This is a genomic window from Streptomyces sp. NPDC107550, from assembly GCF_055639095.1.
Map to the genome: position 1 here is coordinate 26,341 of NZ_JBVKBC010000002.1, position 26,910 is coordinate 53,250.

The 26,910-nt window shown below is 68.4% G+C and carries 33 protein-coding genes; 8 read left to right on the forward strand and 25 right to left on the reverse strand.

Going from position 1 to position 26,910, the window contains the following annotated elements; genetic code table 11:
* Positions 1-20: 20 nt before the first annotated feature.
* The gene (locus tag ACZ7LY_RS02755; protein ID WP_471622677.1) at positions 21-905 is read right to left on the reverse strand and encodes a peptidoglycan recognition protein family protein; all 885 of its coding nucleotides are present in this window, start codon (positions 903-905) and stop codon (positions 21-23) included.
* A 242-nt stretch (positions 906-1,147) separates the two neighbouring features.
* On the opposite strand from ACZ7LY_RS02755, the gene ACZ7LY_RS02760 reads away from it, so the two are divergent.
* The 4 genes from ACZ7LY_RS02760 to ACZ7LY_RS02775 are packed head-to-tail and all read left to right on the forward strand — an operon-like array spanning position 1,148 to position 2,769.
* Positions 1,148-1,876, forward strand: a complete 729-nt coding sequence (locus ACZ7LY_RS02760) for a hypothetical protein (RefSeq protein WP_471622678.1) — start codon at positions 1,148-1,150, stop codon at positions 1,874-1,876.
* On the forward strand, positions 1,869-2,288 hold the full coding sequence (locus tag ACZ7LY_RS02765; RefSeq protein WP_471622679.1) for a helix-turn-helix domain-containing protein: 420 nt from the start codon (positions 1,869-1,871) through the stop codon (positions 2,286-2,288). The genes ACZ7LY_RS02760 and ACZ7LY_RS02765 overlap by 8 nt, the downstream gene beginning before the upstream one ends.
* A complete protein-coding gene (locus ACZ7LY_RS02770) occupies positions 2,281-2,523 on the forward strand; it encodes a hypothetical protein (RefSeq protein WP_471622680.1) in 243 nt (80 codons plus the stop codon). Before ACZ7LY_RS02765 ends, ACZ7LY_RS02770 begins: the two co-directional genes overlap by 8 nt.
* Before the next feature lie 21 nt (positions 2,524-2,544).
* Complete coding sequence (locus ACZ7LY_RS02775; RefSeq protein ID WP_471622681.1) at positions 2,545-2,769, forward strand: hypothetical protein; 225 nt, start codon at positions 2,545-2,547, stop codon at positions 2,767-2,769.
* Here ACZ7LY_RS02775 and ACZ7LY_RS02780 read toward each other — a convergent pair.
* The 18 genes from ACZ7LY_RS02780 to ACZ7LY_RS02865 all read right to left on the reverse strand — a co-directional run bounded on the left by ACZ7LY_RS02780 (position 2,766) and on the right by ACZ7LY_RS02865 (position 19,683).
* Entirely contained in the window at positions 2,766-3,017 is a 252-nt protein-coding gene (locus ACZ7LY_RS02780; RefSeq protein WP_471622682.1) for a hypothetical protein, read from the reverse strand. The two genes, ACZ7LY_RS02775 and ACZ7LY_RS02780, sit on opposite strands and share 4 nt — an antisense overlap.
* A 23-nt stretch (positions 3,018-3,040) precedes the next feature.
* The gene (locus tag ACZ7LY_RS02785; RefSeq protein WP_471622683.1) at positions 3,041-4,687 is read right to left on the reverse strand and encodes an SGNH/GDSL hydrolase family protein; all 1,647 of its coding nucleotides are present in this window, start codon (positions 4,685-4,687) and stop codon (positions 3,041-3,043) included.
* 22 nt (positions 4,688-4,709) lie between these two features.
* On the reverse strand, positions 4,710-5,732 hold the full coding sequence (locus tag ACZ7LY_RS02790) for a hypothetical protein (protein WP_471622684.1): 1,023 nt from the start codon (positions 5,730-5,732) through the stop codon (positions 4,710-4,712).
* Positions 5,732-6,904: a siphovirus ReqiPepy6 Gp37-like family protein gene (locus ACZ7LY_RS02795; RefSeq protein WP_471622685.1), complete on the reverse strand. Its 1,173-nt coding sequence runs from the start codon at positions 6,902-6,904 to the stop codon at positions 5,732-5,734. Before ACZ7LY_RS02795 ends, ACZ7LY_RS02790 begins: the two co-directional genes overlap by 1 nt.
* An 11-nt stretch (positions 6,905-6,915) precedes the next feature.
* Positions 6,916-7,866 (reverse strand): phage distal tail protein, encoded by a 951-nt coding sequence (locus ACZ7LY_RS02800; protein ID WP_471622686.1) that lies wholly within the window; start codon positions 7,864-7,866, stop codon positions 6,916-6,918.
* Between the two features lies 1 nt (position 7,867).
* A complete protein-coding gene (locus tag ACZ7LY_RS02805; protein ID WP_471622687.1) occupies positions 7,868-13,885 on the reverse strand; it encodes a peptidoglycan DD-metalloendopeptidase family protein in 6,018 nt (2,005 codons plus the stop codon).
* Between the two features lie 13 nt (positions 13,886-13,898).
* On the reverse strand, positions 13,899-14,267 hold the full coding sequence (locus tag ACZ7LY_RS02810; protein ID WP_471622688.1) for a hypothetical protein: 369 nt from the start codon (positions 14,265-14,267) through the stop codon (positions 13,899-13,901).
* 35 nt (positions 14,268-14,302) lie between these two features.
* On the reverse strand, positions 14,303-14,731 hold the full coding sequence (locus ACZ7LY_RS02815) for a hypothetical protein (protein WP_471622689.1): 429 nt from the start codon (positions 14,729-14,731) through the stop codon (positions 14,303-14,305).
* Between the two features lie 104 nt (positions 14,732-14,835).
* Positions 14,836-15,426 (reverse strand): phage tail tube protein, encoded by a 591-nt coding sequence (locus ACZ7LY_RS02820; RefSeq protein ID WP_471622690.1) that lies wholly within the window; start codon positions 15,424-15,426, stop codon positions 14,836-14,838.
* Positions 15,427-15,436: 10 nt separating this feature from the next.
* Positions 15,437-15,868 carry a hypothetical protein gene (locus tag ACZ7LY_RS02825; protein WP_471622691.1) on the reverse strand — a complete coding sequence of 144 codons (432 nt, stop codon included), beginning with the start codon at positions 15,866-15,868 and terminating at the stop codon, positions 15,437-15,439.
* A gap of 2 nt (positions 15,869-15,870) precedes the next feature.
* Entirely contained in the window at positions 15,871-16,173 is a 303-nt protein-coding gene (locus ACZ7LY_RS02830) for a hypothetical protein (protein WP_471622692.1), read from the reverse strand.
* 13 nt (positions 16,174-16,186) lie between these two features.
* Positions 16,187-16,525, reverse strand: a complete 339-nt coding sequence (locus ACZ7LY_RS02835; RefSeq protein WP_471622693.1) for an HK97 gp10 family phage protein — start codon at positions 16,523-16,525, stop codon at positions 16,187-16,189.
* Positions 16,525-16,863 carry a hypothetical protein gene (locus ACZ7LY_RS02840; protein WP_471622694.1) on the reverse strand — a complete coding sequence of 113 codons (339 nt, stop codon included), beginning with the start codon at positions 16,861-16,863 and terminating at the stop codon, positions 16,525-16,527. The genes ACZ7LY_RS02835 and ACZ7LY_RS02840 overlap by 1 nt, the downstream gene beginning before the upstream one ends.
* Entirely contained in the window at positions 16,863-17,237 is a 375-nt protein-coding gene (locus tag ACZ7LY_RS02845; RefSeq protein WP_471622695.1) for a head-tail connector protein, read from the reverse strand. The genes ACZ7LY_RS02840 and ACZ7LY_RS02845 overlap by 1 nt, the downstream gene beginning before the upstream one ends.
* A 3-nt stretch (positions 17,238-17,240) precedes the next feature.
* Entirely contained in the window at positions 17,241-17,609 is a 369-nt protein-coding gene (locus tag ACZ7LY_RS02850; RefSeq protein ID WP_471622696.1) for a hypothetical protein, read from the reverse strand.
* A complete protein-coding gene (locus ACZ7LY_RS02855) occupies positions 17,609-17,989 on the reverse strand; it encodes a hypothetical protein (protein ID WP_471622697.1) in 381 nt (126 codons plus the stop codon). The genes ACZ7LY_RS02850 and ACZ7LY_RS02855 overlap by 1 nt, the downstream gene beginning before the upstream one ends.
* A 36-nt stretch (positions 17,990-18,025) precedes the next feature.
* Positions 18,026-18,877 carry a phage major capsid protein gene (locus tag ACZ7LY_RS02860; protein WP_471622698.1) on the reverse strand — a complete coding sequence of 284 codons (852 nt, stop codon included), beginning with the start codon at positions 18,875-18,877 and terminating at the stop codon, positions 18,026-18,028.
* Between the two features lie 20 nt (positions 18,878-18,897).
* The gene (locus ACZ7LY_RS02865) at positions 18,898-19,683 is read right to left on the reverse strand and encodes a hypothetical protein (protein ID WP_471622699.1); all 786 of its coding nucleotides are present in this window, start codon (positions 19,681-19,683) and stop codon (positions 18,898-18,900) included.
* A 149-nt stretch (positions 19,684-19,832) separates the two neighbouring features.
* On the opposite strand from ACZ7LY_RS02865, the gene ACZ7LY_RS02870 reads away from it, so the two are divergent.
* Genes ACZ7LY_RS02870 through ACZ7LY_RS02885 form a run of 4 tightly spaced genes read left to right on the forward strand, consistent with a single transcriptional unit; the run spans position 19,833 to position 24,194 of the window.
* Positions 19,833-20,693 carry a hypothetical protein gene (locus tag ACZ7LY_RS02870; RefSeq protein WP_471622700.1) on the forward strand — a complete coding sequence of 287 codons (861 nt, stop codon included), beginning with the start codon at positions 19,833-19,835 and terminating at the stop codon, positions 20,691-20,693.
* On the forward strand, positions 20,693-21,238 hold the full coding sequence (locus tag ACZ7LY_RS02875) for a hypothetical protein (protein WP_471622701.1): 546 nt from the start codon (positions 20,693-20,695) through the stop codon (positions 21,236-21,238). Before ACZ7LY_RS02870 ends, ACZ7LY_RS02875 begins: the two co-directional genes overlap by 1 nt.
* Positions 21,239-21,241: 3 nt before the next feature.
* Positions 21,242-22,492, forward strand: a complete 1,251-nt coding sequence (locus tag ACZ7LY_RS02880) for a PBSX family phage terminase large subunit (protein ID WP_471622702.1) — start codon at positions 21,242-21,244, stop codon at positions 22,490-22,492.
* 19 nt (positions 22,493-22,511) lie between these two features.
* Positions 22,512-24,194: a hypothetical protein gene (locus tag ACZ7LY_RS02885; protein WP_471622703.1), complete on the forward strand. Its 1,683-nt coding sequence runs from the start codon at positions 22,512-22,514 to the stop codon at positions 24,192-24,194.
* 15 nt (positions 24,195-24,209) lie between these two features.
* On the opposite strand, the gene ACZ7LY_RS02890 is transcribed toward ACZ7LY_RS02885, so the two are convergent.
* From ACZ7LY_RS02890 to ACZ7LY_RS02915, 6 genes are all read right to left on the reverse strand, one after another.
* Positions 24,210-25,202 (reverse strand): hypothetical protein, encoded by a 993-nt coding sequence (locus ACZ7LY_RS02890; protein ID WP_471622704.1) that lies wholly within the window; start codon positions 25,200-25,202, stop codon positions 24,210-24,212.
* Between the two features lie 2 nt (positions 25,203-25,204).
* Positions 25,205-25,441 carry a hypothetical protein gene (locus ACZ7LY_RS02895; protein WP_471622705.1) on the reverse strand — a complete coding sequence of 79 codons (237 nt, stop codon included), beginning with the start codon at positions 25,439-25,441 and terminating at the stop codon, positions 25,205-25,207.
* 220 nt (positions 25,442-25,661) lie between these two features.
* Positions 25,662-25,904: a hypothetical protein gene (locus ACZ7LY_RS02900; RefSeq protein WP_471622706.1), complete on the reverse strand. Its 243-nt coding sequence runs from the start codon at positions 25,902-25,904 to the stop codon at positions 25,662-25,664.
* Complete coding sequence (locus ACZ7LY_RS02905; RefSeq protein ID WP_471622707.1) at positions 25,901-26,188, reverse strand: hypothetical protein; 288 nt, start codon at positions 26,186-26,188, stop codon at positions 25,901-25,903. The genes ACZ7LY_RS02900 and ACZ7LY_RS02905 overlap by 4 nt, the downstream gene beginning before the upstream one ends.
* Positions 26,185-26,637 (reverse strand): hypothetical protein, encoded by a 453-nt coding sequence (locus ACZ7LY_RS02910; RefSeq protein ID WP_471622708.1) that lies wholly within the window; start codon positions 26,635-26,637, stop codon positions 26,185-26,187. The genes ACZ7LY_RS02905 and ACZ7LY_RS02910 overlap by 4 nt, the downstream gene beginning before the upstream one ends.
* Positions 26,634-26,849, reverse strand: coding sequence for a hypothetical protein (locus tag ACZ7LY_RS02915; protein WP_471622709.1), 216 nt, complete (start codon positions 26,847-26,849; stop codon positions 26,634-26,636). Before ACZ7LY_RS02915 ends, ACZ7LY_RS02910 begins: the two co-directional genes overlap by 4 nt.
* Positions 26,850-26,910: the final 61 nt, after the last annotated feature.

The following is a 26,910-nucleotide window of genomic DNA, read 5'->3' on the forward strand; positions in this document are numbered from 1 at the left end:
GGCGCTGGCCGGGCGTGTGGTCAGGCGTTCTTCTTCAGTTCGGCGACTGCCTTGGTGAGGGCGTCGACCTGGGCGGAGAGCTTGGAGAGCCTGTCGACGATCTCGGGCAGGTAGCTGGAGGCCTTCCATGTGGGGTTCGTCTTGTGCGTGCTTACCGTCGTCGGGGACGGGATCGCGTCGCGGTTCCACACGGCGTCGTGTACGGCCTTGGCGTCCATGTCGAGTCCTCCGGTCGAGGGGGCGGGCTTCGAGGGCGGCGGGGTGCTGGCGGTTCCGGGGCCGGCGGCGAGGGTCTTCTTCACGTCGGCGCGCACGTCGGGCATGGCCATGATTCGGCCGGGGGCGTATCCGGGGTCCCACTTGTCGCTCGACCATTCGCCGTGTCCGATGACGGACTTCTCGGTCCAGCCGTGGAAGTCGCAGATGGCGGCGGAGAGGGCGAGGCCGGCCTTGTATTGGGCGTCGGTCATCTTGTGGCTGCCGCTGTACTGGATCTCGACGCCGTAGAAGTGGGCGTTGCCGTCGATGCCGTTGCTGTTGCCGCGGGTCGGGTGGAGTTGGCCGGTGTAGTCCTCGTTGATGACGTGCTGGAGGACGGTGGGGTCGCCGCCGCCTGCGTGGTTGGCGCGGCCCCAGCCGACGAGGTAGACGGTGCCGTCGGTGCCGACGCTGAAGTGGCAGAGCGGGCCGGGGAGCGTGGGCAGGCCCTTGTAGAGGGTGCTGACGGCGTAGGTTTTGGCGTCCTTCACGTCGGCGCCGGTGTGGTGCCAGATGAAGCCGTTCATGCCGCCCCAGGGACCACGGCTGTTGCGGTTGTTGGTGGTCCAGCCGGGGATCTCGACGTACTTGATGCGCCACTTCTTGAGCTGCGCGACTGCCTGCGCGGCGGCCATCGGTGTGGCCATGGGCTGCCTCCCGAGGGGGGGACTGGTGCGGCAGTTTCCTTTCCCTGCACAGCACTTGACTTTCGAATCATAGGCCAATACCCGCAACAAGCCTACGATTCATAGGTGCTGGCGTATGCTGCGAGGTGTGGAGGCGGACCGGTCCTACGTCTCCCCTTTGCGGCGGGCCCGGTCGTGCGGGCCCGGCCCGCCGCCCTTCCCCGCACAGCAGCCCGCACCTCGACCGCACCCGGAGGCCCCGCATGCACGATCCGCTGACTGTCGCGTTCGAACTGCGTCGCCCTTGGCCCGAGCGCTCCACCCTCCCCGCCGCAGGTGACCGGTCCGTGCGCTGGCGGATACGCCTCCACCACGACTGCGGGTCCTGGTGTGCCGACGACCCCGCCCACGACGAGGCCGCGTTCCCCTGGTGGAAGCCGGGGAGCTACAGCGCGTTCTGGCGCCTCAACGGGCGGGACTACTACTTCCCATCGCTCGTCACTGTGTGGCACCGCGAGCCTGAGGAGCGGGACAGCCTGACCGTCTGCCAGAAGCGCACCCAGCGCCGAGACGGGACCTGGCGCTACTCAGGGACGTGGCGTTGGCACATCCACCACTGGCGCATCCAGTTCCGCACGTACCAGCGACTGCGGCGCCGCTTCCTCACCCGGTGCGCTTGGTGCGGTGGTCGCGACCGCAAGGGCGACCACGTCAACGTCTCCCACTCGTGGGACAGATCCCGTGCGCCCTGGTGGCAGGGGGAGCCTGGCCTGTTCCACAGGGACTGCTCTTCGATCGAGAACGCTCACTCCACCTGCGCCTGCGCCTGCGAGGAGCCAACCCTGAACAGGCGAGCCTACGGGCAGTGCTCGACCTGTGGCCGGTTCCGTCCCTACGGCTTCACCGACGCCAATCGGGAGCGGGTGAGCAGGTTGCAGAACATCCCGCATGGCGGACGGACTTCCACAAGCCGGGAGGTCACCGATGCTTGATCCGTTCGGTCAGGAGGCGGCGGTCGCCCGCAATGTGAAGGCGGCCAGGAAGTATCACGGGGTCTCGCAGAAGCAGTTGTCGGTGCGCATGGCGGAGGTGGGTTGCCCGATGAGTGAGGCGACGCTCTACCAGTTGGAGAACGGGAAGCGGCGTATCGCAGTCGATGAACTCGCTGCGCTCGCCCATGCCTTCGACATACCGCTGCCGGTGATGCTGGTGGAGCCGTTCATGCCGCGCCCCGCCGAGGTGGCGCGCACTCTCATCGTGGGCCTGGCCGACGAGACGGTTAAGAACGTGCAGGCAACAACCGTGGACACGCGGGACGGCTGGCTGTGGCTGCGGCAGGGGCCCCGCACGGTGTTCGGTGCGCCGCAGGCCGCGGTGAAGTTTGTGGAGGGCGTCGATGAGTGAGGGCCAGAAGGTAGGTCAGCTTCTCGACGCGCTCGGCGTGACGGTCGACCTGGATGACGGCGATATGCCGGTCGATGCGCACGTCCTCATCAAGGTCGTGAAGGCCGACGGCAGTGTCAGTCTCGTGAAGGGGCGCAGCGAATCCCTGGATTGGATCAGCAGTCTCGGCATGCTCACCGCCGCACTCCACATCGAGAACAACGGCTACGTCGACGCCAGCGAAGAGGACGACTGAGACCTTACGGGGAGGGTGACCGTGGACGGCGGTATCGGGGTCGGTGACCTGGTGTGGGTGGAATACGGCGAGGGCGGTGAGAGGCGCCGGTTCACCGCCACCGTCTCCAGGATCACCGAGGACGGGTTCGTCGTCAGCGACCCGACACCCGGCTGGGACAGGCTTCACGGCGAGCCAGCCCCTGCCAACTGGATGCTGAGGCTGATGAATCTGGCCTCGGAGCACGGCGCCGTGAAGCCCAGCTAGGCGCGCACCGCCACGCCCAACTGGGCCCCGTAGGCGACCCGATATTGGTCGGGTGTCCATGAGCGGCCCGCCGCCAGGAAGACGGGGTCGAGGCGTGCGCCGCCCGCCTCGCTGCGGTCGGCGATCAGCACCCAGCCCACCACCACTCCCCCGCCCGGCACATCACCGACCTCACACCCGGCCGGGGCCGTGATCTCCGCGCGCAGCCGCTCGTAGGCGGGCAGCACGCCGCGGATGCTGCCCACCATGGGGGTGGGGGTTTGGATGGGCATCAGCTTGTGAGGAGGGGCAGGATGACGTTGGCCATGGCGGTGAAGCCTGCGTCGGAGAGGTGGACGCTGTCGGTGCCCGCCGCGCCTGTGCCTGCCGATGTGCCCCAGTAGCCGAGGCTGTTCCAGTACTGCCAGGAGTTGCGGCCGATGGCCCACCAGTCGACGAACGCGCACCCGAACGCCTCCGCGAGCGCTCGGCCACGGATCGCGTAGTCCTGGTACTTGTAGTTGGTGACGTCGTGGGTGCCGAGGTGTGGAAGCGCGAGGATGATGTCGCAGTCCCCGACCGCGCTGCCGGTGTCCTTGACGGCCTTCAGCCACTTCGTGACGTTGACGGCCCAGTCGTCACCGGTCGTGTTCGCCGCGGCATCGTTGGGGCCCGCCGTGTAGATCACGAGATCGCCCGGAAAGCTGACACCGCCGTTCCATACGGCGTTGAGGCTGGCCGGCGTCGGGTCCCCGAACGTGGAGGACTTGGCGCCGGCGAGGGCACAGTTGTGGACGACGACGCCGGTCGCGTTCTCGCCGGACACACCGCACACGGACAGGTACTGGCCGGTCGTCGCGGTGCCGACCTTGACGACGACGGTGTGGGTGGTGTTGGACAAGCCGGTGATGGTGGTCGTCTGGATGGCGGCCGTGCCGGACGGCTGTGCGACGGACACGTCGGCGCCACCGTCGATGGAGTACAGCATCGCCGGCCGGGTCCCCGACCCGGTCACTGTGAAGATCTTGACGGTGGTGCCGCGGGCTTTGAACGTGAGTGTGTTGCCGGTGACGTCGCTGTAGAGGTAGTTGGCGCCGGGCCCGTATTTGGAGCCGCCCTGTAGCCAGGTGCCGGTTTGGGTGACGATGGCGCCCGCGGTGGTCCAGGCGGCGAGTGCGGGTGCGTCGCCGGAGGAGAGGATCGCGGACGATAGGGACGTCTGCTGGAGGCCGCTGCCGCCGTCGCCGTACAGGCCCTGGAGGGCGGTGGCGAGTTGGCCGGGCCAGGACTTGGTGCGGGGGTTGGAGGCGTAGAAGCCTTGGGTGGCGCTGCCGCCGAGGGTGACGATGCGGGCGGGGCTTGTGCTTGCTGCGTCGCGCTTCGCTCGCCAGAAGGATCCCCAGCCTGAGGGGACGTAGATGCCGAGGTCGCTGCGGCCGACCTTGAGGTTGTCGCGGGCCATCCTCACGTTCGATACGTCGGACAAATTGCTCGTCTTCTGCATGGCGCCGACGGGCGAGTACAGGGCGTCGGCGGCGGGCTTAGTCAGGAGGGAGCCGCCGCCCGCGACAGTGAGGGCACCGCCCACGGACACGTCACCGGTGACGTTGAGCGGGCCGGTGATGGTGCCGCCGGAGGTGTCGAGCTTGTTGTCGAGGCTGGCGCCGATGTCGGTGGCGGTCATGGCGTAGCGGCGCCCGTACCCGAAATCGACGTACAGCGACGTGGCGCCGTCTGGGCCTATGAAGGCGACGGCGCCGTCTGAGTCAGCGGTGATCTGGGTGATGGGGCTGCCGGTGGTGTCGGTGAGATCGGTGATCTGGGTGCCGCCGGTGGGGGCGGTCCAGACGGTGCCGACCGCGCCGGGGCGGACCAGGAGTTGGTTGCCGACGCGTTCCATGGCGTAGTCGGCGGGGCTGGAGCCGAAGGGGTGTCTCACGGGGCCACCTTTCTGATGAGGCTCAGGCGAGCCAGTAGGAGCCGTCGATGGTGAGGATGTCTCCGGCGCGGAGGTCGAACGGCTTGTTGGTGAGGAGGTTGTACGAGTTGGGTCGGCCGTTGACGTTGTTGCCGTCGGAGGTGGCGTAGCGGAGGCGGCTGATCTTCCCGGTGCCGGAGTCGCTGGTCGGGAACGTCATGGCGTGCCCGACCGCGGAGCCTTCGTCGTTCGCCGAGGTGAAGTTCCACGTGAACAGGGAGCGGTGGGTGATGGTGCAGGGCAGGCCGGGCGGGAGGGTGACCTGGATGGGGTCGACGTAGGCGGGCGGGTTGCCTGCGATCTGCAGTTGGATGGTGAGGTCGACGCGGCGGCCGACGGCCTGGTAGCGGCCGAAGTTGATGGAGCCGCTGCCCCAGTTGATGGTGGTTGTGCCTGCCGTCCACACGGGCGTGTAGGTGGAGTCGTCGACGCCTTGCGTGCCGAGCCACCGCCAGCCCGCACCGTCTCCGACGTACAGCTTGCCTGCCTCGACCAGGAGCTGGCCCTTGGTGGAGGGCGGGCGCGCGTTGGGGCCGGCGGAGGGGATCGCACCGCGGTCGGTGAACCAGCGCTTGTCGATGATGTTGGCGGCGGTGACGACGGATGATCCGGCGGCGACGGTGCACTGAGCGAGGGGGATTTCCCAGGTGCCGTCTTCAACCTGCGTCAGTGACGGGGCCGCTGTACCGCCGGTCTTGTACACGGCCGTGACTTTCTTGGCGGTGGGGTCGGCGCGGAGTATGACGAGGTCAACGCGCGCCGTGCCGCCGGCATTCGCCGGGACCGACAGGTTCTTCGTGGCGTCGTTGAAGTAGTAGTAGCCGGCGACGAACGCCCGGCCGGGGGCGACGGCGACGGTGGTGGTGCCGGAGCCGGTGACGGCGAGGGTGGTGGCGGTGGGGTCGGTGGTGTGGACGCCGTCGAGTCCCCAGCGGCGGGCCATGGCGGACCACTGGGCTTGGGTGGTGATGGGCGCGTTGTCGAACGGCGCGCTGAACTCGGCCATCAGGCGGCCTTCCTTGTCTTGAGGCGCCCGACGTCTTTCTTGACTTGGGCGATGTACGAGTAGATGCGGGCGACGGCTCCGGTGGCGCTGCTGTTGCCGACGGTGGCCTTGGTCGTGGACTCGCTGGCGCTGGAGGTGAGGGTGACTTCCTGGACGACGTCCGTGTACCAGGTCCCGCCGCGAAGCTGTGCGGCGACGGTGTCGCCGACGTTGTAGTCACGGCCGTAGCGGAGCAGCGGCAGGTCGATCGGCGCGATCGACAGTGAGCCCTGCCCTGCGCCGTTGGTGAGGGCTTCGGCTCCGGCTTGGTCCATCTGTGCGGTGAGGTCGACGGATGCGGTGTCGACGGAGGTCTGGTCGACGAACTGCTCGAGGACGAGTCCGGGGAACAGGGGGTCGGTGCGGTCGTAGGTCTTGCAGACGCGCGGGCTGGGTGAGCCTCCGGCGACGACGATCGCCCGGGTGCAGGTGGGCGGCGTCGTCGTGTAGGAGGCGTCGGTGAGGTTGCCGAGGCCAAAGGAGAAGCGGGCGGTGCCGGAGCGGTCGACGGGCTGGAACACCTGGAACTGGAGCGCGGAGCCGACTTGGATGACGCGGAAGCCGAGGCCTGCTGCGGCGGCGATGTCCTGCAGCACGGTGAGGAGGTTGTCGAACTGGTTGACCTCACGGGTCACGGCGGCGCCGCGGACGCCGTTGGTGGCGAGGGTGAGGAGCGGGTGTTTGCGGCTCGCTTGGGCGCCGGGTCCGGCGTTGAGGTTGACGAGGTCGCGCATGCCGGTTTCGGCAGCAGCCGTGTTGATCTTGTAGACGGAGGATCCTTGGGAGCCGATGGCGGCCGTGGGGATGGGCCAGCACGTGTACCGGGCGAGGATCTCGTCGTCGGAGACGGCGCCGATGGTGAGTTTCCCGGTGCCGCCGTCGCTGGCGGAGCGCTGCCAGTCGGGTGTGCGGATCGGCCCGGACAGCACCGTGTCCCCCACCGGGGTTTTGACGATCAGCCCGTTACCTTCGACGAGGAGGGGAGCTGAGGGCGAGTCGGCGGAGATCGTCATCGTCAGGGCGCCGATGGCGTTGTAGCGGGGTACGACGGTGAGGTCGGTGTAGTCGGCGACTTGGCCGAGCCGTTTGAGGTTGGCGTCGCGGACGTAGACGCGGAGCGCGTTGGATGCCATGCGGGTCTCCCTCAGGCGGCCAGGTAGCGGGGCTGGTAGGTCATGGACACCTGCGTGGCCGTGGTCGCTCCGGTGACGGCGAGGTTGAGGGCGTTGTTGCCTTCGACGAGGGGCCAGAGCTCGGAGGCGGTCGACAGGTCTGGCCACAGGTTGGTGATGCCGTTGAGGAGGGCGGTCTGCTGGCGCTGCCGGGTGTCGATGACGACGGTGTCCGACGCGGTCAGTGTGCGTGTGAGAGCGAAGGCTTGGCCGGTCGTGCTGTTGGTCAGGGTGATGGTGGTGGCCGGGCCCTTGATCGTCCAGAGGAGGTAGGCGTCGTCGTCGCCGTCGTTGGTGACGGTGACCTGTCCGAGCACCTGGGAGTCGCCGACGATGAGCGGCAGCACCGGGAAGAACGTGGCGGTGTTTCCCGTCTTCCAGGACAGGGTGACTGGGTCGCCGATCCAGTACGGGGACGGGCAGGCGAACGTGATCGCGTTGATGCACCACCGCTCCCCTGCCGCGTCCAGCGACTCGTCGCCCTCCATCCCGGACGCGTAGTAGGCGCCGATGCTCCGCTGGTCGCCGTCCGGCTGCGTCAGCGTGAGCGTGCCCAAGCCGCGCTTGGGGTTGAGGGAGTGGATGAACGCGCGCCGGCGCTTCAGGTACGCGGCACGCGAGTCGTTGGCCCAGAACGCCAACGGCAGGACGATCTCCTTGCCTTGGGCACGGATGTCGCGGACTGCGTAGCCGTCGATGCCGGGACTCTCGTCCTGCTGGAAGGCGTAGCCGGGCATGTCGAGGCCCTTGGCGCCGGGCTGGAGGAGCCAGCCGTTCTCCCAGTCGGAGAGTGGGGTGGTGATGCCGCGCGCGTCGGTGAACGCGAGCTGCGGCATTTGGTTGATGAGGGCGGGCCACGGTACGCCTACCCAGGGCGGCTGCTCGGGGTCGACGACTCCGGTCGGAGGTACGAGGAGCGGCATGTCAGGTCACCACCGTCCGGTTGAGCATGTCGTCGATTGCGAGGGCGTCGAGGATCGCCTGTCGGGAGGCGACCTCGCGTGTGGTGGCGTAGTGGTTGAGGACGCGCTGGCCGCCTTGGCGGATGTTGGTCTGCTGCTGTACGCGGGTTGTTGTGGTGGCGGCGGTGGCGCGGACGGTGCGGGCCATGGCGAGGACGGCGGCGGATGCCTGTGGGGTGGCTTCGGTGACGCCCTGCGCGAAGCCCTGCGCGGTGAAGGCGCCGATCTCGGCGAACACCCGGCTCGGGCTCTTGATCTTCAGGGCTTTCTTGATGGCCTTCTGGATGGCCTTCGCCAAGGCGCTCATCTTGTCCTCGATCGTCTTCTGCTGGGCCGTGAGGCCCGTGAGGAAGCCCGTGCCTGCCATAGCACCGGAGTCGTACATGGCGTCGGCGGCGTCCTGGCCGAACGACTTCGTCATGGAGGCGATGGATGCCTGGGCCGCGTTGATGTCCTTGAATTCCGTGGGTGTGGCGTCGACGAGGGCCTTGGCGTATGCGGCGCCCTGCTCGGGTCCCATGCTGATGATCTGTTGCAGGAGTTGTTTGTTGAGGCCGCGTGTGGCGAGGGCTTTGAGGTTGGTGCCGAACGTCTTGAGCTGCGCGATCCGTGTCTGCAGTCCTGTGAGGATGCCTGCCGCGCCAAACTGGTTGCCGCCGTTGGGCAGGGAGGCGAGGGAGGTGAACTGGACGGCCTGGGCGGTGGTTTCGGTGGCGAGTTGTTTCGCGGCGCTGATCTTCGCGGCGATCGCGTCGCGCTGCTTGGCGAGGGCCTGGAGCGCCTTGTTCTGGGTGGTGACCTGCTTGAGGAGTTTGTCGTCGAGGGTCGTCTTGACGCCCTTGAACGCGTTCTTGATCGCGGTAGCGACCTTCGTCATCGCAGCATCGATCGCTGCCGCTGTGCCGGTGAGCTGCTTGAGGAAGTCACCGCCGATGCTCGCGGCGATCGGACCGGTGTCGATCTTCTTGCCGCCGACCTTGATGACGCCACCCTTGGCGTATCCGCCCGGCAGACCACGGTGAACCCGCAGCCCGCCGCCCACGATGCCGCCAAGGGCATAGCCGCCCGGACGGTTGTACGCCCGCGACAGCGACCCGTACCTGCTGAGCGCGTACCGCATGGAGGCGTAGATGTTCGCCATGGGGTCGACGGAGACGCCGTACAGGAACGGGCCGGTGCGCTTGTACTTCCCGGCGTATGCCTGGAACGTGCCGCGGATCACCTGCATCAGCCCGACCGACGGGTGGCCGAGCGCCCAGTTGATGTCGTTGGTGTTGACCGCCCTGGGGTTGCCGCCGGACTCCTGGTTCATGCGGCGCAGCGTCAGCGTCACGTTGGACAGGGATTGGTGGACCTCCCCCAGCGCCTGGACGACAACGCCACGCCACCGGCTAACACCCTTGCCGCCGACGTCCGGCGAGTGCAGGTACGGCATCGGGTCGACCGGAGTGCCCTTCTTGCGGGCCTCCAGGTGGAGGTGCGGGCCGGTCACATTGCCGGTCGCGCCGACGGCTCCGACCTTGTCGCCGCGGTTGATGACGTCGCCGGCTTTGGCGACCATGCGGGACATGTGGGCGTAGAGGGAGGCGAGGCCGGCGCCGTGGTTGATGAGGACGTGGTTGCCGTAGGGGCCGCCGCTGGTGGCGGAGGTGACGGTGCCGTTGTCGACGGCGACGACGCGGGTGCCTGTGGCGGCGGGGAAGTCGAGTCCGGTGTGTCGTCCGGATGCCCACATGGGGCCTCTGGTGCCGAAGCGGGTACCGAACGCGGCGTTGACGGGCTTCATCCACCGGCCGGTGCCGCCTGCCTCCGCCTCCTTGCCGCGGATGAAGCCGATGGCCTTGTCGATGAGCGTGTTGGGCAGGCCTGCGACGAGGCCGGGCCACGTCTTCTGATCACTGCCGAGGGCCTTCTTGATGCCGGTCTTGACGGGCTTGAATGCGGTTTCGGCGAGGTCGGCGAGGCCGCCGCGTACTGCGTCGGCGCCGCCTGAGAACGCGGATTTGATGCCGCTGGTGATGTCGCCGACGATGCCGCCTTCGGCGAACCCACGGAATGGGGCGAGGCTGCGGCCTTGCATGGCGGCTTGGTTGACAGCGTGGAGACGGGCGCGTTCGTAGGGGTCCTGCATGGCTTCGGAGACGTAGACGCCTTCGCCGCGGCGCATGGGGACGAGCTGGTCGTCGCCGTCGCGCCATGTGGACCAGCCGGGGAGGATGCCGCCGCGGGCGAAGCCCTTGGGCATGGCCATGGGCTTGAGGTCGGGTACGCCGGGGAGGTGGCCTGCGGTTTTGTTCCAGACGGAGACGATGCCTCGGTTGTAGACGGTGGCGATCCAGAACTTGATGGGTGAGGCGACCTTTTGTTTGATGCCGTCCCAGATGTCGCCGATGCGGTCGCGCATGTCGCGGAAGGCGTCTTTGAGGCCGTTTTTGAAGCGGTCGAAGCCGTCGCGGACTTTGCCCCAGGCGTCGGTGGCGGTGGAGCGGATGCGGCCCCAGAAGCGGTCCCAGATGCGGGAGGCGGCTTCTTTCAGGTTGGTGAAGATGGTGACTGTGCGGTGCCACATGTCGGTGAACCAGCGGGTGGCGCCGCGCACGATGTCGGGGATCGTGGAGTGTCCGAGGAGCTTGTCGTACAGCCAGGAGAAGAACCCGCTGATCTTCTCGACGACCCACTTGACGGCGTCGACGGCGGGCTGGAGTTTCTGCCTCAGGCGGGTCATGAAGTCGACGAGGGCGGTCAGAGCGGGGATCACGACTGCTGTGATCACTGCGGTGGCGAACCGCATGAACAGCAGCTGCAGCTTGAGGATCGGCCCGAGCAGCGGCAGGACGGCGGGGAGAAGCTGCGTGATCAACTGGGTCGACAGCGTCAAGATCTGCGGCAGGAGCGGGGTGAGGGCGACGAGGATTTGAGCGATGGAGTCCGCGAGCTGCACGATCACGGGGATGAGCTGCGGGACGACCGGCATGAGCTGCCGGATCATGTCCATGAACGCGCGGCCCATCTGCGCGCCGACCTCCACCAGCACGCCGACCAGGGCGTCGAGAACAGGCTTGAGGGCGACACCGAGAGTCGTCGCCATCAAGGTGATGAGCGGCGACAGTTCAACGATGCTCGCCACCCACTGATCGAACAGCGGCTGCAACAACGGCAGCGCCTGCGCCACCAGATCACCGATGATCGTCAACAGTGGTGCGAACGCCGTAACCAGCTTCCCGATAGCGATCGCCGCCGTCGTCAACAGCGGGCCCAGAGCTTTAGCGATGGGGGTGAGTGCTGTCCCGAGGGTGTGGAGCAGGTCGTTGATGACGGGGCCGAGGATCTGCGTCAGCCGGATCACGATGGGCGCGAGTGCGGCGAGGACGGGCATGACCGCACGGATCGCCGCGCCGAGCGTACCTGCGAGGAGCCCCGCGACAGCAGAGATCGCCTTGAAGATCTGCGTGAGCGCCTTCTGCACTTCGGGCATGTCGATGACCCGGTGCAGTTCGGCGAGGGCTGAGCCGATGACGCCGAAGAAGTCGCCGCCGCCTGCTGCTGCCGCGCGGAAGATGCCGGTGATGATGCCGCCGAGGTCGGCGAGTGTGTGCCCGAACTTGACGGCGACGTCGAGGGCCGTGTTGATGCTGTCGGTCAAGGTTCCGGTCTGCAGGCTCTTGGCGAGCTTGGCCATGATGCGGTCCATGGCGGAGGCGGCGCCGCTGGTCATGCGGTCGAACGCGGGCTGCGCGGCGATGGAGAGCTGGGCGAGGCCGGTGACGATCTGGGCGGGGATCCGGGCAAGGGTGGTGAGGCTGCCGCGGATGACGTCGAAGACGGTGCCGAGTTGCCCGGTGTGTTCTAGCGCTGCTACGGCCGCGAGCGCGTTCTTGGCCATGAGGTTGAGGGCGCCGGCTGTGCCCACCAGGCCGGCGCGGACGGTCGGCAGTATCTGCGCGCCGACAGTTTGGAGGCGGGCTCCGAGTCCCGCGAACAGCCGGTCCTGCACGTCCAGCCGCATGGCGCGCCAGGCTGGCGCCATCGTTTGAAGTGTGGCTACGAAGACGCGGGCGTTTGGGGAGAGTTTGGCGAGGGCGTTGTCGAGCTTGCTGGTTTGGGTGGTGGCGGTCTGCTGTGCTGCGGCGACGTTGCGGGCGGCGTCAGCGACGGCTTCCTGGGCGTCGCGAACCTGCCGCGCACCTTCGACCTGTGCCTGCACGACACCGCGTTGTGCTTCGGCGAGGGCGCGCTGTCGGTCGGCGACCTGCTGGTCCGCCTGCGACACCTGCTTCTTCGCGTCGAGGACGGTCTTGGAGCCTTCGACGCCCGCTTTGTTGGCGGCGGCGGTGTCCTTGGCCAGCCGCCCCAGCTCGGTGCGCTGCTCGGACAGGGACTGGACGGCGCGGTCGCGGGCGAGTTCGGCCTGCTGGATCTGCAGCTGGGTGGCGGCCGGGTCGTTGCGGGTGCGGGCGAGGTCTTCCTCCGCCTGCTGTACGGCGAGGGTGGCCTCCCGTTCCCCGAGGCGGCCGTCGATGAGCCGGTTGTTCATGTCCTGCAGCTCACGCACGGCCTCGCGGCGGGCCGCTGTCAGGTCCTGTTGTGCTTGGCGTGCGTCGCGCTGGGCGGCGGTGAGGTCGCGTTCGGCGGTGCCGACGGCGCGCTGCGCCTGCCGTACACGGTCCGCGGCCTGCACCTGTGCTTCCTGGAGCGACCGCTGCGCCCGCGCCAGGGACCGCTGTGCGCTCTCCACGCCCTTGGTCGCGGTTGCCGCGGCCTTGGCCTCTCCGGCGGCAGGCTTGAAGGCCTCCTTGATGGCGGCGCCGATACCGATGGTGCCGATCTTGATGGCGGCGAACGCGCCGACCAGCGTGAGGACAGCGGGTGCGGCCGTCGCGGCGAGGGGGCCCAGTTGTGCGAGGGCGCTGCCGAGTGAGCCGATGGCGGGGAGGACGCCGATGATGGCGGAGCCGATGAGGACGATTCGGTTCGAGAAGATGCCGAGTCCGCCGCTGGCGCCGCTGCTGCTCCCGCCGATGCTGCCGAGGGAGCCGGTGAGGGCTGTGAGGCCGCTCGCGCGGACGCGGACGGTGGTGGTGCGGTCTCGGGTCAGGTAGGTGAGGGCCGTGTTCGCGGCCGTGGTGTCGGCGCGCGCCTGCACCGTCATCTGGCGGCGGCGGGTGAGGTTCGCTAGGGAGTCGGCGGCGACACGGGTGTCGACGTCGATGCCGATGCGGACGGTGCGCCGCTGGGTGAGGTTGCGGATCTCGTTCGCGCCGACCCTGGTGTCGACGTTGGCGCGGATCTGTACGACGCGGTCCTTGCACAGCTTGTCGAGCTGCCGTTCAGCGGTCCTGTATGCGCCCTGTTGGATCTTGGGGAGGATGTCGACGGTGCGCTGGCCGAGGAGCTTGCCGAGTTTGGTCTTGGCGCTTGTTTCGTTGACGTCGACTTTGACCTTGACGGTGCGGTCGCGGCTGACGCGGTCTATTGCCTGACCGGCTCTGGAGGTGTCGGCGTCGGCGCGGACCTTTACCTTGCGGTCGCGTGTGAGTTGGTCGAGTTTCTGCTTGGTGTTGGCCCCGTCGACGTCGACTCGGACTTTGATCTTGCGGTCGCGGGTGAGTCGGGTGATGGCGCGGGTTGCTGTTGTGTCGTCGAGCTGGGCTGTGATCTTGACTTTGCGGTCGCGGGTGAGTTTCGTCAGGCCCGCCGTGGCGGCCTTCGCGTCCAGGTCAGCGGTGACCTTCACCCGGCGGGGCGCGGTGAGCTTGTCGAGCCTCGTCTTGGCGCTGGCGACGTCAAGGTCGATCTTGACCTTGACGGTCGGCTTCATCGAGTTGAGGCGGCGTTGGATGGTGTCGCCGATGGTGTCGGCGGCCTTCACGGCGCCGGGGCGTACAGCCTTGGGGAGTTCGGCGAGCATGGTCGGGCCGAAGCGGGACGTGTCCGGGATGAGTGAGACCCGGGTGCGTCCGACCGTGGTGGCTTCGGCCATGCCGCCTCCCCTCCTAGCTGCCTTGTGTTTCGAGCTCTTGGATCCGCTGCTCCCACTCGGCGATCTCGTCCGGATCGGCGGCGGGCTGCTGTGGGCTGTACTGGTTGAGGACGTGCTCGCTGATCGCGGCAGCCGCCTCGTCCTCGGTCGCGTCCGCGGCGAGCGAGGGTGGGCTGATCGCCTTCACGTCCGGGGGCTGCCCCTTGAGGTGCGCGGTCCAGAGGATCCGCACCAGGACGAGCAGGGCGTTGTAGGTGGCGGCTTGCAGGAACGTCTGGCTGTTCCAGCGTTGTTCTTCCTGTTCGCCGCCTGCCGTGGCCGCCTTCGTCGCGGAGTCCTCGGGGAGCGCCATGACCAGGTCGCGGAGCTCGGCCCAGTTCATGGAGCCCTCCCCCCAGGACATGGCCCAGAACTCTTCTAGGCGGCGGCCGGGGTAGTAGCGCTGGATGTCGGCGCGGACGGCCCCTGCATGCTCTTCGAGGAGCTGGAGGAGCCACGCTCTTCCCCCTCGCTGGTGCCGGCCTCATCGGACAACTGCTCGACCAGGTCCTTGAGTTCGCCGACGGTGAGCTGGGCGACGGTCACGAGTTCCTTGAACGCCTCGGGCGGGCTGGCGACGCGCTCCAGGAGTTCGAACTGGTCGGACTCGTTGGAGTCCTGGACGGCGCGGACGAGTTCGACGGGCCAGTAGTCCTGCACGAGGAAGGAGCACGTCTTCTCGACGACGGTGCCGGGGGCCTCGCCGGGGGCTTCGTAGACGACGTCGACCCACTTGATGCCTGCGGCTTGGGCCTGCTGGGCGCGCATCTGCTGGAGGCGGATGATCTTGCGGTTGGGCTTGGACATGGCTGGGGTTCCTTCTGGGCGGGGGTCGGGGGCGGGGGCTTGCAGGTGGTCTGTCGTGCCGCCCCCGCCCGGGGATGTGAGCGCGACAGACCACCAGTCGGGGGTTAGGGGGTGGGGAGTTCGACGTCCGTGATCATGTGCTGGACGGACTGGGCGCCGCCCGGGGCGGCGAGCGCGGTGAAGGTCAAGCCGAAGTTGGAGGAGTCTTCGCTGTTGTGCTTGATGGCTTCGCGGTCGGTGACACCGGCGCGGGCGATCATGATGCGGTGGCGCTTGCCCGACATGATCACGTCGAGGCCGAGGGCGACCTCGACCGTGTCCGACAGCGAGCCACTACCGAAGCTGAGGAACTGCTTCTTCGCAACCGGCGTGGTGACTGCGGCCGTGGACGTCATGGTGGCGACCGCTACCTGGTAGTACAGGGACAGCAGCGGAGCCGACGTCTCGCGGAACGTCAGCTTGAACGTCTGCGTGCGCTTCTTGGCGAGGTCGATGACGGGGGCGTCCTCGCCCCACGCGTCGAGCTGCGTCCGATCCTCCGCCAGCGCCTCTTCGAGGCCGTCGGGGGTCACGAACCCCATGTCGGTGAACGCCGACCCCCAGACCTCTTCGGGGCCGGTGGGAAACGTGGAGCCGACGGGTGCGGTGTACGCCTTGCCACGAATACCAACAATGATCTTGGATGCGTCGCCCACGATGGGCCTCCTAGCTGGTCATCTGGGGTGGGCTGACGCTCATCCCCAAGGTCATGCCGACGCGGGCGACACCCGTGTTCGGTTCTTCGGGTCGGTCTTGCGGGCCGGTCTCCTGACTGATCCCGGAGACGAGCCCCTCGGCGGTGGCCTGACCGGGCAGCAGCTCCCACTCAGCACACACCCGGCGCGCAAGCTGAAGCGCCTCGTGGTCCGAGGGCGCGTAGCAGTCGACGGAGAACCGCGGGTTGTCCCTCACCGCCGGGCCGGCCCAGCCGCGCACGTCCGCGACCCCGCCGATGCGCAGCACCCGCACCACCGGCAGCGCCGCCGTGAAGGCTGCGCCCTCGGGCAGGCGGCCGGTGACGAGGACTTCGGGCATGGCGGCAGCGAGCAGCTGGATGGCGATCTGCTTGCCGTCGGGGAGGACAACCGGTGTGGTCATGGCTAGGCCGTCGCGCCTGCGGTCGTCTTCGCCACGTAGTCCTGCAGCTCCGGCTTGGTCGCCTTGTCGGCCTTCGTCTTGTCCATGCCGAGCTGGATCGCGTGGGCCCGCCAGTCGGCGGTCGGCGCGGACTGGGCCGGTGTTCCGTCTGGGCCCGGCCGGTCAGCGGGGTCCGTGTCCTCGACGGGTACGGCGAAGCCTTCCCAGCGGCGGACCTCGTCGGCCGGGACGTCAACGATGTCGCCGGGGACCTTGCCGTCGCGCCAGAACGTGAGTCGCATCTTCACGGTGTCGCCGTCAGCCATGGCGTCTCCTTGGTTAGTGGTCGCCGCTGGCGGCGTCGAGGGCGGTTGAGAGGGTGTAGCGGGGTGGGTGGATGGAGCGGCCGTGGCGGTCGGTCTGCCGGGTGCCGTGCTCCACGTAGATCGCGTAGTGGGTGTTCGCCTCGACGTGCACGGCGCCGTCGGGGTCGGTGTCGGTGATGCGGGAGATCCGGGACCGGTACAGGCCCGTGTCCACCGGGGCGATGGCCTTGGCGAGGTCGACGACGCGCTCCATGCGCACCTTCAGATCCGCCTGGACGTCGTCCGTGTGCGGCAGCTCGAACTGGATTGCCTCGTCGTCGACTTCGACGTCGATGTGCACGCGCGACGGCATCAGCCAGCCACCTCCCGCAGATCCACGACCTGACCCGACAGGGGCCCCGCCTGCTCGGGGTCGGCAGGCACGCCGTCGACTTCCCAGGTACGGCCCTGCCAGACGACGCGCATCCACTCCGTCACCCGTGGGGCGCGCGGGGGCAGGAACAGGCGGGCCAGGGTGACGGTCTGGTCGCCTGCGTTCTGCGTCTCCGTCGCCCCCGTGATGTCGACAGTGCAGCGGCCCACCATGGTGGGTACGGCATGTGCCCAGTCGCGGGTCTGCTCGTTGTACGGGCCAGCTACGAGGGGTGCTTCGAGGACGGTGACGGTCTGGCGTCCGATGTGGCCCGGCATCAGTCCTCCACCCACACGAACGCCTTGAACAGTCCACTGACCTTCAAGACGTCCGCAGCAGAGGAAGCGAGGCGCAGTGTGGCGCCGGCGCCCTGGCCGACCGTGCGGCGCGTGAACGACCGCTGACCCGTCGACATCGACTGGAGATCGTCCTGGGCGCCGGTCTCGTCGTCGCGGTCGATCAGCCACTGCACCTGCTGCACGCACGCGTTCCGCAGCGTCTCGACGACGTCGGGGTCGTCGGGGTCGTATGCGAGTCCGTACAGGGCCCTGTCGATCGCCGTGGACGCCCGCGTGAGGAGGCGCACAGCGTGCACAGGCGCGGGCTCGGGGGCGAGCCACGCCTCGAGGTCGCTGACGGTCGCATACGGCATCGGCTACTCCCCCACGCCCTGCGAACCCTCGGCGACCTCAACCCACTCCTGCAGGTCGGCCTTCGTCGACGCCTGCGCCTCGTCCTCGGGCATGCCAAGGGAGACGGCGTAGGCGCGCCAGTCGTCGACCCGCGAGTTGGCGTTCGGCCGCTTCACCTCATCCCCGTCGGGTGACCCGGCCGGGTCACCGGCCAGCGGCTCGATGGCACCGTGGTCGGCGGGCTCCTGGGTGTCGTCGACGGACTTGTTCTCGGGGGTGTCGTCCGGGACGGGTACGAGGTGGCCCTTGCTGATCTGCTCGGCGATCTGCGGGGAGTACGGCTCGTCGAGGTGGAGGCGCAGGCCGCCCGCGCCCTGGAACTCGCGGCTCATCAGAGGCCCGCCTTCGGCAGCTTGAGGACGGTGATGGTGCCGGTGAACCCGGACTCGAAGTCGACGTACATCGACGAGCCGCGCTGCTGGAAGCGGGCGCTGGTGAACGGGCCGAGGAACTCGTTGCCCGTGTTCGCGCCGACGGACTGGACGTAGTCGCCGGCCCCGGCGAGCCAGGACTGGCGGCCCGCCCCGGCCTTCACCGTGACGTTCTTCGCTCCGGCCGCCGAGTTGGTGACGCGGAGGACGGTGCGCTCGGGGTCGACACCGTTGATGACGACGCCGTTCGTGACGAGCGTCGCGTCGATCGTGGTCCCGGCCGGGCTGGTGAGATGCCCGTTGGCGACGAGCGGGCTGTACGCAACAGCGGTACGAGGCATGGAAGCTCCCAGGTCAGATAGGGCGAGGGTGACGGATCACGGGGTGACGAAGGCGACCGCGATACCGGTCGGGCGCAGGAGCTTCGCGCCGTACACGTGCAGGCCACGGATGGCGTCGGCGATCGTGTTCTGCAGGCGCAGGGCCTCGGTCTCGAGGATCTGCTCGGCGTAGGTGATCGCACCCGGGTAGCCGGCCTGGATGACCTGCACGCTGCCGGTCGGGTTGGGGGTGTTGTTCGACTCGAGGATGTCGAAGCCGGCGGCGCGGCCGACGATGCCGTTGCGGAGGCCCTGGTCGCTGCCGGAGGCGTCGACGCGGACGAACCGGTCGTCCTTCAGGAGCTGCCCGGTGAACTCGGGGCTGCCGACGATGTAGCGGCCCTGCGTGGGCACGTTGCTGCGGTTGAGCTTGGTGCGCAGCGGCACGAGGACCTTGTCGTAGGCGTCGGCCGCGGTGGTCAGGGACTGTGGGGCGCCGGTGGAGCCGACGGTGTTGCTGGCGGCGACGCCGGTGTACAGGTTGGCGACGAAGCTGTCGGCCTTGTCGCGGAGCCCGTAGGCGGCGTTCTGGGCCATCTTCATCATGGGGTTGAGGAGGGCCTGTGCCTTGTCGACGTCGTCGAGGCGGAACGCGAACGCCTTGGCCTGGTCGATGATCAGGTCGGTTCCGGCGGTCTCGACTTCCTCGTAGTTGAGGGACGACGTCTTGTCGTAGTCGAAGATCGTCGGGTCGCCGATGGTCGTGATGTGGACCGACTGGCCCTGAGTGGAGATCTCGCCCTCGTAGTCGCGGTTGACCAGCGCGGGCTGGGCGTAGACGAGCGAGTTCTCCAGGGCGTCGAGAAGCTGGGCGGACCAGATCTCGGGCTTGAAGTTGTTGATCGACAACGGAGGCTCCTAAAGGGGCGTCAGCCGCTGCCGAGGTAGGCGTTGAGCCTGCCCTCCTGAACGGCCTTGGTGATCTCTGCGGGGGTCATGCGCGCCACGTCCGCCGCGCCCAGTTGCCGCTTGCCTCCCGAAGTCCCGCCCATGTCCGCGCCACCTGCCGGCGCCGTCGGCTTCTCCGGCTCGGGCTTGCGGGCCGCGAGCTTCGAGTTGCCTTCGACCGCCGCCTTCACGGCCTTGCCGACGGCCTCGTCGAAGTCGCCCGCGGTCGGGTCGAGCTTGGAGATGGCGTTGGCGAAGCTGCGTGAGTCGAGGAGTGCGTCGGGGTCACCGCCGTGCCTGGATGCCGTCTTGTAGACGGCGAGTTCGACCTGTGTCTGGCGGGCCTGCGCGCGGGACTCCTTGGTCTCTCCGCGGGCCTCTTCCAGCTGCTTGGCCAACTCTTCGGGGGTGGGCGGCTTCGCTTCGTCGGTCTCCAGCCCGAACGCCGTGGCGACCCGCTTCATGAGGTCGTTCTGGTCGTCCTTGGCCTTCTGTTCCAGGGCTTCGCGCTTGGCCTTCTCGGCTGCGACGTCACCGCGGAGGTTCTCGACGAGGCGCTCGAACTTCGCCGGGTCGAACTCGCCCTCGAACTTCGGGGTCTTCCCCTTGTGTTCGTCGGCCTTCGGCTCGGTCGGTTCGGTGGGCTTGGGGGTTTCGGGTGCGGCCGGCTCTGGCGGAGTCGGTGTGGGTGCCGTCGTGTCGGTCGGGTTGGCCGGCTGGGTGCCGGGGTCCGGGGCCGGGTTGTCGGCGGGGGCGGGGGTCGTCATCGGGAGCCTCCTTGGGCGGCCTGCGCGGGGTGGCGATGCCTTGATCGCTTCGCGTTGGCGTTGATGTTAACCCTGAACCCACTTCAATACTGCACAATCAAAGGCAACAAGGCAAGATTACCTTGGATTCGAAACCGAGAGGGGGGTGTGTGGACAGCAGCCGAATAGCCGACAAGGCACAGCAGCAGCCCGACCGGCTCCGAACCCTCGAACACCGGGCCATCGCCGACGCCACCCGGCCCCTCGCCGCAGCACTCGCCAACGCCCAGACCGCAGCCCTCACCCGGTGGACCCGCGAAACCAGCCGCCAACAGCTCCCCCACCAGCTCGACGCGTTCGTGGACTGGGCGCGATCCCTGATCCGGGACGCGTTCGAGGGCAAGGGCAGGCAGGCGCGCTCTGCTGCCGAGCGGGCCGCCCTGACGGCCGCACAGCAGGGCATCCAGCACGCCTCCCAACTCGCCGCCGCCGCACGCCGACAGCCCGCCCCCGACGTGAAGCCGGAACCCGGCACACAAGCGGATACCGCCGCCGAAGCGATCCCAGGCGCCGTCGACGAAGACCAGGCGCATGCGCTCGCGCTCCTCACTACGGCGACACTCACCGCCACCGGGCTCGCCGGGCTCAACTCCGTGTTCAAACGGGCTCGCCGTGCCGTCGGCCGGATTGCGCGCGGCCTGGCCGTCGCTGTCACTGCGGCTGCCGCGAACGGTGCCCGCCTCGTCGCCCGCGCATTGGGCACGGATGTCCGCCTGCTGTGGGTGGCCGAGGCTGGCGCGTGCCCTGCCTGCCGCGCCTACGCCGGACTCACGGTGAAACCCGGCCGCCTGTTCCCCGCCAGCCTCTCCGTCGACCCTCGAGGCACTGTGTTCCCGACGCCGATCCCGGGCCCGCCTCGCCACCCGCACTGCCGGTGCGCGGTCATCCCCTGGTCGGCGTCATGGCCGGTCGACGGCACCCCGCTCCCAGCCCTGCTGCGCGCCCGCGCCCGCACCCACCGGAGGCCGTAATGGTCGACACCCCCCGCACGAACCGCCACGAACTCATGGGCGAAGCCCGCTGGGACGAACTCCGGCGACTCCACGCCGAAGGCAAGGGCCGCAACCAGATCGCCCGCGAAATGGGCATACAAGGCAGCTGCGTCTCCCGCACCGCCGCCCACCTCGGGCTGACGTTCGACCGCAGCCGGATCGAAGCCGCCACCCGGGCGCGCCTCGCCGACCTCGCCGAGCGCCGCAGCCTCCTCGCCGAAGCACTCCAAAGCGACGCAGAGAAACTCCGCCAGCAGATGTGGGAACCCACCCTCGTCTACGCCTTCGGCGGCAAAGAGAACACCTTCGCCTCCGAACTCCTCAACGAAGCACCCGCAGCCGAGAAGCGCGCCCTCATGGGCACCGCCGGCATGGCCATCGACCGTTCACTCAAGCTCGCCCCCGTCGAAGCCAGCAGCGGCGCAGACGACGCCAAGTCGATGCTCGGCAAGCTCGCCGAAGGCATCGCTGCCATCGTCAACGCGGATGATGCGGCCACCACGTCAGTCCCGCTGGACGAGTGACGCATGCTGAGTGGCGCCGAGTTGGGGATGTCCCGGAAGCAGTTGGACTTCGTTGCGAACAGCACGGCGCGAATCAACATCGCTTCGGGATCGATCCGGGCGGGGAAGACGATCAGCACCCTGCTGCGGTGGCTTATGTATGTGGCCACCGCCCCGATGGGTGGCGAGCTGGCCGTCGTGGCGAAGACGACGAACACGGCTGCCTCGAACGTGTTCATCCCGCTGCAGGACCCCAACTTGTTTGGCCCGCTCGCGCAGCACGTCCACTACACCCGCGGCGCCCCCACGGCCACGATCCTCGGCCGCCCGGTCCGCGTCATCGGCGCCAACGACAGTCGAGCCGAGGAACGCCTGCGTGGCATGACCTGCGCGGGCGCCCTCGTCGATGAGGCGACGCTCGTGCCCCAGGAGTTCTGGACCCAGCTCCTCGGCCGCATGAGCGTTCCTGACGCCAAGCTCTTCGCCTCGACAAACCCCGGCTCGCCGGCGCACTGGTTGAAGCGGGACTTCATCGACCGGCGGGACGAGCTCGGGATCCGCTACTGGCACTACGTCCTCGACGACAATCCGTCCCTCGGAGACGATTACAAGAACGCGATCAAGGCCGAGTTCATTGGTCTCTGGTTCCGTCGCTTCGTGCTCGGTGAGTGGATCGCCGCCGAGGGATCCATCTTCGACATGTGGGACGAGGAGCGTCATGTCGTCGACACGCTCCCCGACATCGCCCGATGGATCGGCGTCGGCGTCGACTACGGGCAGACGAACCCGTTCCACGCCACGCTCCTCGGCCTGGGCCGTGACCGACGCCTCTACCTCGCGTCGGAATGGCGGTACGACGGCCGGCAGCAGCGAAGGCAGCTCACGGACCTGGAGTACTCCGAGCGGATGCGCGCCTGGCTCTCGGACGTGCCGGGGCTGGGTGCGGTCCGTCCGTCGTTCGTGACCGTCGACCCCTCCGCTGCGAGCTTCATCGCCCAGTTGAAGCGGGACAAGCTGACGCCGACGCCGGCGAACAACGCGGTGCTCGACGGTGTGCGCACCATGTCGAGCCTTCTCTCGGCGGGGAAGCTGCGCGTGCATTCCTCGTGCAAGTCGCTGATCGCCGAGATGCCGGGTTACGCGTGGGATGACAAGGCGGCGGAGAAGGGCGAGGACAAGCCCATCAAGGTCGCAGACCACGGCATCGACTCCGCCCGCTATGCCCTGTACACGACTCGTCCCTTGTGGCAGCGCCAGCTCGCCATGGCCGCTTAATCGAGAGAGGACACCCCTCATGCCGCTGCCGACCGTGAACACGCCGTGGCCGCCGCTGGAGTTGGCGATCCCGCATGCCGATATGGACATGTGGCGGGCCTGGTATTCCGGCAACACGGATCATCTGGCGGCGGTGTATGGCGGGGTGGCGAACTACCGCAACAACGGCATCGCGCGCCGCTTCTTCGAGGTCGACCAGCGGCGTGCTGCGAGCGGGGAGCTGCGCACGTTCTGGGGCCAGCAGCCCACCCCCGGCCAGCAGTCCGCGAAGCTGCATGTTCCGATCGCCGCGGACATTGCGGAGATGTCAGCGAACCTGCTGTGGGCGGACGTCCCGCAGGTGACCGTCGACGGCAACTCCACGAACCTGGTGGAGACGACGCAGGCGCAGATCGGCCGCTACCTCGATGACCGCGGGCACGCGAAACTCCGTGAGGCGGCGGAGCTGACGGCCGGCCTGTCCAACTCCTATCTGCGTGTCGTGTGGGACACACGCCTGCGCCCGCGGCCGTGGACGGATGTGCTGGCGGCGGAGGCGGTGGTGCCGACGTGGCGGTGGGGTGCTCTGGCGGAGGCCATCGTGTGGCGGGAGCTGACGCCGTTGGACGACGAGGGCAAGGTGTGGAGGCTGCTGGAGCATCACACGCCGGGCGTCATCGAGTACGGCCTGTACGAGGGAGGTGTCGGCAATCTGGGGATGCGTGCCGACAGTCTCGCCACCCACCCGGACACCGAGTATCTGGCTGCGCGCACCGATGATCAGGGTCGCCAGGATACGGGCATCCCCCGCCTGTTGATCACGCATGTGCCGAACGTGTTGCCGAACCGGGTGTGGGATGGGATTCCGAACACGGCGCCGCTCGGCCGTAGCGACCTATCCGGTGTGGAGCCGTTCATGGACGCCCTCGACGAAACCTGGACGTCTTGGATGCGGGACCTGCGCCTCGGTAAGGCGCGGATCCTGTTGCCCCAGTCGATGCTCGACACCGACGGGCCGGGAACGGGCGGATCCTTCAACCTGGAGAAGGAAGTCAGCGTCGCCCTGAACATGCTCGACGAGGGCGGCAAGGACTCCATCAGCGAGGTGCAGTTCGCTATCCGGGTCGACGAGCACGAGCGGACGACGAAGGCGCTCCGCAAGCAGATCCTGAGCAGCGCCGGCTACAGCGCTCAGTCGTTCGGCGAGGAGGGCACCGTGGCGGTGACGGCGACGGAGGTCGCGGCTCGCAAGGAGGAGTCCCTCGCCACTCGCGGTACGAAGATCCTGTATCAGCGGCCCGCGCTCCTCGACCACCTGACGACGATGATGATGGTCGACGTCGCGCACTGTGGGGCGAAGGGTGTCGACCCTGCCGCCGAGCTGACCGCGTCCTGGCCGCAGGCCGTACAGCCCGACCCAGAGGCGACCGCGCGCACACTCCAACTCCTCGACTCGGCGGGCGCCATCAGCGACTTCATGAAGGTCAAGTGGCGGTCGCCCGAGCTCGACGACGAAGAGGTTGCGGCGGAGGTGCGGCGTATCCGCGACGACCAGCGGGCCGACAGCATCCCGGCCGGCGACCCGTACAACACGGGCGGGGGCATCGACCCGAATGTTGACCAGGCGGCTGGTGACCCGGCGGCGGAGGCTGGCGCGGACGAGGGCCTCGACCAGACAGGTGAGGAAGTGGGCGGGGGCTCGCGCGGTCTGGCGGTCGCCTAGCGGCGGCGGACGCCCTTACGCGCGGGGAGGGTTCGGTAGTCGGTCTTCTTGCCGTAGGTCCGCTTGCGGGCTCGGGCCCAACGGTGGGAGAAGCGCTGCTTGGTGGCGAACATCCACCTCCCATTCGACGCCGGACACGACGCCTGTCTGTGCGCTTGCTGCGAGCGTGGGCGCCCACCCGGCATTCACGAACCGCAGAGCCGACTCGTAGGACGGCCTGTCGTCGCTGCTCTTCACCGCGCCCCAGGCGTAGGCCGGAGAGGCCATCCAGTCGGCGAGTGCTTCTGGGGAGTCGAAGACCGGGCTGATCGGTGATCCCTCCGACACGGTCTCCCACAACTGCCAGCCCTCACCCTTCGGCGGGTCGGTGGGCTCCCATGCTTCGGCCTCGGCCCGCTGCCCTTCGTACTTTTCGGTGCTGCCGTGGCCTTGGCAGGTGGTGCAGGTGTCGGAGACTCCCTCTCGCGCGCACCGGGCCTGGATGACGACGTGGGCGTTGATCGAGTCGTGGCCGAAGCCGCGCAGCGACCACTCGTTGACCTCGACGGCAAAAGGCGTGACCGACGGCTCCTTCGGCTGCCAGCCGTGCTCGCGGCTCCAGGTGTGCGTGAAGTCGTACAGCCGCCCTCCGGCAACGAGCGCGTCGACGTCTTCCTGCGACAGGTGGTGGGACCAGCCCTGGTTGAACAGCTCGGCCAGCCTCCGCGCCTCTCGAACGGTGGCCGCTTCGCCGGTGCCGTAGTACTCGGGCGCGTTGCTGATGTTGCGTTCGGCGAAGGCGCGCACGGCCGGGCTGTCGTGCCGCCAGGGTGTTGATCCGGTGCTGGCGGGGTCGAACGGAACGTGGCCGTACCAGAGGTCGTAGAGGTTCTCGGCGTGTGCCGAGTAGCCCTTCTTGCAGTCCGGGCACGGCTCTTCGTCGAACCGGTCGGGGCTGAGGAAGCCCGCCCACACCTTGTTCAGCGGCCAGTCGAAGTCGACGGGTACACGGCGTACTTCACGTCCCATGGTCAGTTCTCCTTGTTCTGGTCAGCGTGTGCGCGCCGGATCCACGATGCGATGACGGCGACGGTCGACCAGCTCCAGTTGGCGAGCCAGGCGGCGATGCGTTCGTCGTAGTCGCCGAGTTCGACACCGGCTGCGTGGAGGGTGTCGTGAAGGATGGCGAGCTGCTCGTCATCGGGCACGAACCCGCGGGGCGGGGTGCTGATCGGGCCGTCGGGGATACCGAACGGGGTGGTGGTCACGAGTCCTCGCCTCGGTTGATCTTCGGGTTGTGTTCGGAGCAGCGCACGCCAGCGTTCGGAAGCAGTCGCGCGAGACGCGGCCAGCGGGTGAAACGCGTGGCGCACCGGCAGCAGGTGAACACCCAGAAGGAGCGGGCGGGCAACGGCGAGTCCACGACGATGCCGTGGCAAGCCGGGCAGCGGTGAGGCTTGTCAAAGTTCCACCGGACAACCTTCATGGTCAGTCCTCGTCTCGGTTGTTGCACCAGGTGTCCCGGATGGCGATGACTTCGAGCTTCTTGTCGCTGGGGAGTTGATCGAAGAAGCGGGCGTCACCGTAGGCGGCCTTCTTGGCTTCGATGGCGTCTGCCTCGCTGGCGGCGGTGAAGGCGACCCACGCGGCGGTGCACCACGGCTGATCGTTCTTGGGGAATCGGTGCATGGTGCCGTGGTCGAAGCACCAGGCGAAGGTCAGGGCGGTCACGTGGTCTCCTTGCCGGTAGCCCGCCGCTGCCATGTTCCGAGTGCGGCGACGGCGGCTTTCTCGCGGGTAGGTTCGGGCCGGCCGGCCCATGAGGCGTTGTCGGTGAGCCGCCACCGCCAGCCGTTGCGGGCGCCTCCCCGGTAGGCGGGTTCGATGACGGCGAGCAGTGTGCCGCCGGAGATGACATACCAGCGGTGGGTGTCGCGGTGGTCGGGGGCTTTCTCCAGGACGGCGGCGTCGAGGATGGCGCGGGCCCGGGCGGCCGACAGGGGGCGGCGGGTCACGTCTCGTCCCCGATCCTGATCGCCTTGCGGTGGATGGCCTCGTTGAAGGCAGTGAAGGTCACGCCGATGACCAACGCCACGATGATCGTTGTGCGGCTTGCCGGGTCCGAGTCGCCGCCCTGCCAGGTGAGGCAGGCGATGGCGAAGCAGGTCAGGATTCCGGCGGCGAGTATCCCGTCGGTGATGGCGGCGGCGTTTGCCCAGCCCGGCCGGGCTTCGAAGTGAACCTGTCCGTCGATGGCTTCGCGGACGGAGTCGGTCATTGTCTGCTTGTGGACGAGCCGGTAGGTGGCGACGGACAGCAGGGCTGTGACGAGGAAGATGAGCAGCAGGTACGGCTTGTCGATGGAGGCGGCTGCGACGAACGCGAGTCCTCCGATCGCGGCAATACCGTGCAGGGGTCGGCAGAGGCGGTGCGGGCAGGCGCGGGTGGGCTCGTGCGTGGTCATGAGTCCTCGTCCCGGTTCATGGCGGCGTGCTCGATGCCGAGTCGTGCGGCGGTTTCGGCGGGGAAGCCGTAGACAAACTCGCCCGCCTTGACCGTGATGCCGCCCGGTGCTGCGGACGTGATTTCGTACAGGCGGGTGCGGTTCGCAGGGAGCGTGGCGCGCGGGAACTGGACAGAGTCCCCCGCATCGAAACACGTGCCGTCGATCTCCATCACAGGTCAGTCCTCGTCTCGGTCGAAGTAGGCGCGGTCTATCCGCCCGCTCTCGCGGGGG